We start from the raw sequence: 8611 nt of genomic DNA, 5'->3' as shown, positions 1-8611 counted from the left end.
GGGTTTTGGCACCGGGACACCGACGAGTGCACACCCCCTCGGAGACAACCCCTGAGAAGCCGCATCGGAGTCGCCGAGGGACTCGGAGATGCGGTGGACACGCCGTGCCGGAGATGACCGAGCAGCCTGCCGCGACCGCACCGCGCCTGCCACCTCTCGCCGAGATCCCTCCCACGGACCCACCCTGTTCGTGCCCGGCACCGACCCGTGGCATCGCCCGTCCCGCACCGCGAGCAGGCCCCGCGGTGACCTGCACCCCTTGTGCAACCATGTTCCGGTGATGCTCTCGGATCCGTTCCCGCCGTCCCTGCCCCGCGGATGGGCTTCCCGGGTCCCCATCGAGAGCGACGTCCCCGTGATCGCCGACCTGGTGCTCGCCGACCGACGTCGCACCGACCCCAAGGCCACGGTCGACCTGGCCCGCCTGGAGTCCGTGCTGGTCGGCCTGCGCTCGTGGAGCCGCCGTCAGGTGGTGGTCCTCCCCGCCGGGGCCGCCGCGGATGCGCCTCCCGTCGCCTGGATCGCGTGCGTGGACCGGGCCGCCGGGCGCACCGATGTCGAGTGGGTCCTCGCGGACTCCATCGCCGATCGCGATGCCGTGGCCGCCGTCCTGTTCGCGTGGGCGGTCGAGGTCGCCGGGTCCTTCGCGCGGCACCGCGGAGTGCCCGAGAGCCTCCTGGACACCTCCGTGGCCGAGGGCGACGTGGCCCGCACCTCGCTGCTGGCGCGCAACGGGTACCAGAAGGTGCGGACCTGGCTGCACATGCGCCGCCCCGTCACCCCGGAGGAGGCCACCACCACCCCGGACCCGCGCGAGGGCGTGCGCGTGCGGCGGGTGCACGAGCATCCCTCGGGCATGCCGCTGGCCCAGGACGTCCGCACCGTGCACCGCATGCTCGAGGAGTCCTTCGCCGACCACTTCAACTCCTACCGCGAGTCCTTTCCCGAGTTCGCCGCGCGCCTGACCGGCGAGCGCGAGGTGCACTGGGACCACTGGTGGATCGCGGAGGTGCGGCAGGAGGACGGCTCGTGGTGGCCCGCCGGCGGCCTCGTCTGCTCGGAGAAGCCCGCGACGGGCGACGCTCCGGAGGGCACGTACCTCGACTACCTGGGGGTGCATCGCAGCGCGCGCGGTCGCGGGGTGGCCAAGGCGCTCCTGCGCGCGGCGATCCGCGACGCCGCCGAGCGGGGGCGCGGGTACTGCGAGCTCGAGGTCGATGCGGACTCCCCCACCGGGGCCGACGGCCTCTACGCCTCGATGGGCTTCGAGAGCCGCTCACGCACCGAGTCGTGGCACTCCTCGGCACCGGCGCACCCCTCGCGGCTGCTGGAGCGCTCCGAGCGATACTGACGGCGCACGGACGACGGGGCGTGCTCGGGGGCCTGCTGCACGCATGCCCCCGAGGCCGCCGTCGACCGAGGGCCCGCCCCGAGGAGCGGGCCCTCGGGGCTCAGCGGTCCCGCCGCCGGATGCTCCGGACCACCAGGAGCCCGGCACCGGCGAGGGTGACCAGCGCCGCCAGGATCGCGATCGGCAGCAGATCCGCGCCGGTCCGCGGGAGACGTCCGCCGTCCGGTGCCGCGCTCGCCGATCCCGAGGTGGCCGTCGGTCCGCCGCCGGGCGATCCGGAGGACGTCGGGAACGAGCTGGGGCCGTCCGTCGGCGTCGGGCCCGGGGTGGGCGCCGGTGCGAAGGTATTGGTGACGGTCACCGCGGAGCCATCGGCGCCCGTCGTGATCGTCGCCGTGGTCCCGTCCGAGCCCTCACCCTCACCGGCGGTGACGGCGGTGGTGGTGGAATCGGCGCCGCCGGTCGCGCTCTCGGTGAGGCCGCAGTCGGCGCCCAGCGGGAGGTCGTCGTAGGTGGCGGTCATCGACGTCGCCGCCGACAGGGTCCTGTCCGCACCGCCCGGGATCGGAACGGCCGCTCCGCCGGGCATCGTGCACACGAGGGTCACCGTGAACGGTCCCTGCGCGCCCGGGGCGCTCGTGCTCCCCGCGATCGCCTTGGTCACCACGAGCGACGTGACGTCGAACCTGTTGGTGGCCACGAGAGCGGGGGTGAGCACGGTCCCGTGCCCGTCGGTGCCGATCACGGCCCGTCCGCCGTCGGAGATCGTCGAGGTGGTCGCACCGCCGGCATCGGTCTCGGTCGCGGTGCACAGGGCACCGATCGGGAGCTGCGGCGAGGTGTACGTCTCGCCGCCCGCGAGGACCACGGTCTCCTCGTCGAGGACGGTCAGCGCCCGCCCACCGGTGACCCCCAGGGTGCAGACGACCTCGAAGGTGAAGGGTCCGGCGCCGTAGAGCTCGGCGCCGTCGCCCTCGACCTGCTTGGTCAGGGTGAAGGTGCCCGAGGGGTAGGAGTTGACCACGTCGACCCGCACGTCCCGCGCGGCCCCGTCGGTGCCGATCGCGACGTCCGCCGCGGTCCCGCCCTCGAGCGGGGTGACGCCGTCGCCGTCGAGGAGGACGAGGTCTGCACCCTTGCTGTCCGTCTCGGTGAGCACACACGCCGAGCCTGCCGGGAGCGTGCTGTCCGGGGAGGTCCACGTCGCGCCGTCGGCGATGGTGAAGGTGGCGGTGGTCCCGCCCAGCTCCTCGCCGAAGTCGACAGGGGCACCGCTGGGCCCTGTGCACACGAGGGTGAAGGTGAACGGGCCGTGCGGCGGCGCGTTGACCGCGTCGGTCGCGACGGTCTTGGTGACCTGCAGGGAGCCGAACTCGTAGACGTTGCCGAGCGTCACGCGCTGCTCGGCGGGCACGGCGGCATCCGGGTGCAGCGGGTCCGTCGCGGTCGCGAGCTCGAGGACGCCGTCGGCCGGGTCCGAGGTCCGGGAGGTCTCCCCGAACTCCCCGACCGACCCGGTCTCGGTGACCGTGCAGGTGGTCAGAGGAGAGGCCGAGTACGGGATGCCGTCGATGCGCACGGGCGGGTACACGTCGCCCTCACGGGTCAGCGTGTCGCGGGCGGAGTCCCCGAGGTCGATGGGCACGTCACCGATGCGGCACGTCACGTCCGCGGTGAAGGTGTCCGGCGCGAAGCGGGCCGCCTCGCCCGAGACCGTCTTGGTGACCTGCAGGGAGGTGGTCATGAGGTGCACGCCCACCTTGTCGGGGGCGCGGGTGCCCATCTCGCCGTCGGCCACCCAGCGGAAGCCGAACTGGTTGTCCGCGAGGGTGTCGACCACGGGGACGGCGGTGGAGGCACCGTCCGGCGAGTCCTGGGAGGCCGGGGTGTTGGTGGTCCGGAACGTCACGTCCACGCCCTCGCCCGGCGTGAACAGCCGGCCGTCGGGGTAGCTCGCGAACACGCGGATCCCGGTCACCGCGGCCCAGTCGACCGTCGGGTCCTCGGCGGAGGTCCAGGTCTCGCCGTTCTCGGTGCAGGGGTCGACGGTGGGCTGCTCGAGGGCCAGCCAGCCGTCCGTGCACACGTCGGGGCTCTGCGAGACCTCGACCCGGACGGCCGCGCCCTCGGGTGCGTCGACATCGATCGAGTCCGCCGTGAGCTGCGGGCGGTACTGCGAGCCCCGGGAGCTTCCCGACAGCAGCAGCTTGTCACCGGGAACCGGCAGCTGGTCCACGAAGACCATCTCCTGCACGTCCACGGTGCCGGCGTTGACCGCGTGCAGCAGCCAGGTGTCGGTGCCGCCCACGACGGAGTTCGCGACGCACGGGGCGGGGTAGAACCCCTCCCCCGCCAGCGAGGTCAGCGTCGGGCTGCACACGGTGTCGGGCTGGCCGGGGGCGTAGGCGCCCTCGACGGAGCCGAGCACGCCCTTGCGCACGTAGACGTTGTTGCCCTCGGCGGCCTGGATGTAGTCGGTCGTCCCGCACGTCGTCGGATCGGTCGCCCAGGCCTCGGTGGTCGAGCCCTCGGGCTCGATGTTGCCGCAGCGCTCGAGGGTCTCCGCCGTGGCGGCCGTCATCGTGTTGACGGCCTGTTCGCCCGCCCGCAGACCGGGCTGCTGCTCGGCGGTCAGGTCGATCACGAACGTCTCGCCGGGTGTCAGGGTGGCGCCATCCGTCGGCCAGCGGAAGGTCAGGCCGTGGCCGTCCTCGGAGACGTCGAGGGTGACGTCCCCGGAGAGCGTGCCGCCGTCCTGCGGGGTGGCCGTGAAGGTCGAGGCCCCGGTGAAGACGAGCTGTGCGGGCAGGGTGTCCGTGAGCTCGGTGAGCGTGAGGTAGCCGGTGCCGGAGTTGGTCAGCGTCAGGCGGAACGGCACCTGGTCACCGGCCGCATGGAACCGGTTGCCGTCGTCGGTCAGCTTGTTGACCTCGAGCTCGTGCGTGCCCTCGGACAGCCCCAGGTCATCGGAGGCGTCGACCGGCGCGGTGTCGTTGCCGTCGGTCCGGGTGCTCTGAGCGGTCTGGGTGTTCGTCAGGGTGCCCTCGAACTCGACGTCCTCGCCGGATCCGCGCAGGGTGTCCCGCAGCTGCACCGTGAACGCGGCGCCCGCCTGCCAGGCCGGGGAGGGCACGGCCGCGGAGAAGTAGCCGCCGTCGGCCCGCGTGAAGGTGAAGCGGATCCCCTGGACGGTGCTGTACTGCTCCGCGGTGACCGGGAGCGTCGCGGCAGATGCCGCCGAGCCCTCGATCCAGCGGGCACCCTGCCCGTCGACGTCGGCGTACACGTCGACCCGCACCTGATCGGCGCCGTCCGGGAGGGTCACCGCCCCCAGGCCCGTGAGGTCCACGTGATCCCAGAAGTCCACGGAGGCCGCCTGGTCCTCGAGCGTCACGGCCGACGGCGAGAGGGTGCTCGGGGGTGCGGTGCCGGAGGATGCCCCGAGCTGCACGGTGACGGGGGTGTCGCCCGTGGGCGGGGTCAGCGCATCCGGGGTGACGGACTTCGTGGGGACGATCGAGACGTCGCCGCCGGTGAGGGTGACGTCCGCCTTCGCGGTGTCGCCCGTCCGGGCTCCGGCGGCGGTGATCTCGTCGTAGGACTGGGCGAAGACGTGGTTGTCCCCGGCGACGGTGCTGCCCGCCGGGAGGACGGTGCTCTCCCCCGTGGTGCGGACGGTGGCCCGCAGGCGGGTGTCCAGGACGATGGTCAGGTCGTTGTCCTGCGTGATCGTCCCGACGCCAGGGCGTGCCTGGGCGAAGGTCACGGACACGCCGATGACATCCGCGAGCTCCTCGGGCGTGAGCGCCTCGGCCTGATCGGGGGTCACGCTCCGGGTCGAGTAGGTGCCGTCGTCGTACGAGAGCAGCCAGACGACGCTCGTCGCGCGGTCCACCTGCTCGGGCTTCGAGCTCGAGACGGTGATGCCCGTGAGGTCGAAGCGGTCGAAGGGCGTCCCGTGGTCCGGGAGGGCCAGCCAGTCGACGCCCTCCTGGGCGAAGGGATCCTCGAAGGCCCCTCCCTGGCACGCGGCGAGGTCCGTGTCGGCACAGCCGCTGGGGTCGGTCACCCGCACCTGCTGTGCCGGGGACAGCGAGGTGCTGTGCGCCGTCATCGACCACTGCGCCGTCGGGTAGTCCGCCGCGGGGGTGCCCGCCGGGGGCACGAACACCTGGCCGCCCGCCTGGGCAGGATCGGTGGTGACGTCCTTGGAGACCTCGACCCCGGGGGTGCCGTCGATGATGAGGATGGTGTCGGCGTCGGTGTCGCGGACCGTGTCGCCGTCGAAGGGCTCGCCGGTGATCGCGGCGGCGTTGTCGACGACGCCGAGGTTGTCGGCGCCCGGCACGTTGTAGCCGGTGTGGCCGGTGACGTAGCTGTCGTCGCTGCGCTTGGTCTCGCGCACCTGCCAGGTCTGACCGAACGCCCTGCCCTGGCCGACGGTGATCCCGGTGCCGGGCTTGGGTGCGAAGCCGTCGCCGGCCTGCGCGGCGGCCTCGCGGGCGGCCGTGTTCTCCTCGAGGGTGTAGCGCACGCCCAGGGTCGAGGCACGCTCGGCGTCCGTCAGTCGGTAGCCCACGAAGGCGCCGTCGGCGGCCCAGCCGCCGGCAGGTGCCGCGACGGTCACCCAGCCGTTGCCGTCGTAGAGCTCGACCTGGGTGACCGTGTCGTACCGCAGGTACCAGCCGTTGGAGAAGGGCTCGGCGGAGGGGGCGACGGGGTCCAGGGCCACGAGGTCGAAGGCGTCGTACGCGGTGCCGGCGACGGCCGAGGGGTCCTGGGCCGGGTCGGTGATCGCCACGGTCCGGATGCCCTCCCCCACGCTCCAGCTGAGCGTCGTCCCGGCCTGCTGGCCGGAGAGTGCGACCACCTGGTCCTGGGTCCAGGCCTTGTCGATCCCGATCGGACCCGGTCCGGTCTCGTCGGTGACGACGGTGCCCTCGGCGGAGTCCTCGTCGTCATCGGCCCCCGCCGTGCCGCCGTCGGAGGTGCCGGTGGCGTCGGCGGTCGCGGTGTTGCCGTAGGCGGTGGGCTGGTCGTCGCCGGGTGTGATGGCCCCGCCGTCGCGCAGCGTCGAGCGCGCGGTCGAGGAGAACACGGGGGTCACGGTAGCCGTGGCGGGGAACCCGTCGTCGCTGTGGAGCGAGAAGCGGACGCCGTGGGCCGTGGCCGGGTCGATGCCGGCGGCCGCGAGCTGGGCGGCCGTCACCTCGACCGCGCGGGTCGAGCCCTCGGCCGCGAAGGTCTCGACGGACACCCACCGGCCCGGCTCTCCGACGAGCACCTCGACGGTCATGGACGTCCCGCCGGGCAGCTGCATCGGGCTGATGGCCGCCAGGTCGAAGGCGTCCCAGAACTCCGGATTGGTGGCCGAGGAGTCCTCGATCACGAGGTCGTGGGCGGTCGAGGTGTCGGTCTGTGCGGTCACCGTGGTCTCGAGCGATGTGACGACGCTCTGGCCGGGATACACGGGGGCGCCGGGTCGGATGGTCTTGTCGATCGTGACGTCGAGGCCGGGGGCGATGATCCGCACGTCGTCGGAGTCGGTCGCGGTGGTCTCCTGGCCACGGGGGTCGGTGACGGCGGCCTCGACGGTGTTGGTCAGGGTGACGTCGCCCTCGGGGCCCGCGGCGGCCTCGGTGGTGTCCACGCCGAAGGTGGCAGAGACGCTCTCACCGGCGGGGATGTCGCCTGTCAGGACGAGGTCGAAACCGGTCACGACGGCGCCGGCGGGCGGCGCGGGGGGCAGCTGGCCGTCGACCAGGGGGAGGGTGGCGAGCACCTGTCCGTCGGTGCCGTAGTAGACGACGCTCCCGGCCGAGGCGCCCGCGGGGAAGGCGATCGGGGTCGTGAACGCGCCGAAGGACACGGCGTCGGTGAAGAAGTCGCGGTCGCTCACGCGGAGCTCGGAGACGGCGGCCTCGCTCACGGCTGCGGTGACGGTGGCCGTGGTCGACTCCCCGGCGGCGATGGTCTGCTCGGAGAAGTCCTTGGTGGTGGTGACGCCGGCGTCGCGCGGGGTGATGGTGTGGGTCGCGGACGCGGTGTCGGAGATGGCGTCCTGGCCCTCGGCGGGGACGAGGGAGCCCTGGACGGTGTTGTCGACGGCGTAGGTGTCGATGCCGGGGGCGTCCTGGACGAGGTCGAGGTCGAAGGAGAGCTCCTGCTGGGGCTCGATGCTGCCGGTGCAGGTGACGCGCAGTCCGCCGACGTCGGCGGGCTCGACGTCCGCGGGGAGGGCGAGGGTGCCGGTGGAGCTGGGCGGGCCCGTGCGCCACTGCCACCTGCCGTCGGCGCCCTGGACGTAGACGTCCACCTGGGTGGTGGTGCAGGTCTGCGGCAGGGCGACGTCGTCCAAGCCCGTCAGGTCCGTGACCGCGAAGGGATTGGTGGCGGGATCCAGCGCCGTCGCCCCGTCGACCAGGCCCAGGGGCTCCTCGAGCGTCATCGAGGGCACGGAGACGTTGGACGTGTTCTTCGCGCCGACCGAGACGGTCGAGGGGTCACCGGGGGCCAGGTCGGCCGCGGCGGGGCTCCAGGACTTGCTCACGTCGATCCCCGGGACGACGGCGGACGTGACGTCGACCGTCGCGGAGGCCTCCTCGGGCGCGGCGTTGTCCGCGGAGGTGGTGGCGGTGTTGACGATGTCGCCGCTCTCCCCCGGCGGGTAGTCCTCGGGCACCTTGAGGGTCAGCTCGATGGTGATGCCGGAGCCGGCGACGAGCTCGTTGCCGGTCGCACCTCCCGTGAAGTCGACGACCAGCTCGGTCGCGCCGTCGATCGTGGCGGGGGTCTGGGCGCTCGTGGACCCGCCGGAGGTCCACGTGATATCGCGCGGCACCGTGCTGGCCCCGGGGGTCGCCGAGAACGTGACGACCTCGACGCCGGCCAGCCCCGTCGGGAGCGGGTCCCGCAGCTGGGCGTCGAGGCAGTTGGACTCATCGCACTCGACGGTGATCCGGTAGGTGAACGTCTGTCCGGGCACGAGGTGCTCGTCGCTGACGCTCTTGGTGAGCCCGAGGTACTCGGGATCCCCGGGGTCAGCGGTCGCCGCGGCTCCGGGCACGACCACCAGGGCGATCGCGAGGAGGAACGCGAGCAGGGCCTTCAGCGGGGACCGGAGGTGGGTTCGGTGGTGGCGGGGGCGCGGGGCAGACGCGGTCTCGGAGACGCTCCAGGCGAGAGGAGTGGGTGCGGAGAAAAGGGGCACATGCGACTGTTCACCCAGGTGGGGGCCTGGTTCCGTGCCTCATGCCTGCT

Annotated in this window: 2 protein-coding genes; one reads left to right on the top strand and one right to left on the bottom strand. The window is 73.0% G+C overall.

Translation table 11 applies throughout. From position 1 onward, the window contains the following. Positions 1–280 precede the first annotated feature (280 nt). Positions 281–1351, top strand: a complete 1071-nt coding sequence (locus ACT3TZ_RS14350; protein ID WP_444584116.1) for a GNAT family N-acetyltransferase — start codon at positions 281–283, stop codon at positions 1349–1351. Positions 1352–1451: 100 nt separating this feature from the next. On the opposite strand, the gene ACT3TZ_RS14345 is transcribed toward ACT3TZ_RS14350, so the two are convergent. Further along, the gene (locus tag ACT3TZ_RS14345) at positions 1452–8561 is read right to left on the bottom strand and encodes a DUF5979 domain-containing protein (protein WP_444584114.1); all 7110 of its coding nucleotides are present in this window, start codon (positions 8559–8561) and stop codon (positions 1452–1454) included. Between the last annotated feature and the right edge of the window lie 50 nt (positions 8562–8611).

The organism is Brachybacterium sp. AOP25-B2-12 (assembly GCF_052378625.1).
In the GTDB taxonomy this organism is placed as follows: domain Bacteria; phylum Actinomycetota; class Actinomycetes; order Actinomycetales; family Dermabacteraceae; genus Brachybacterium.
This window is presented reverse-complemented; position numbering and strand designations above follow the sequence as displayed.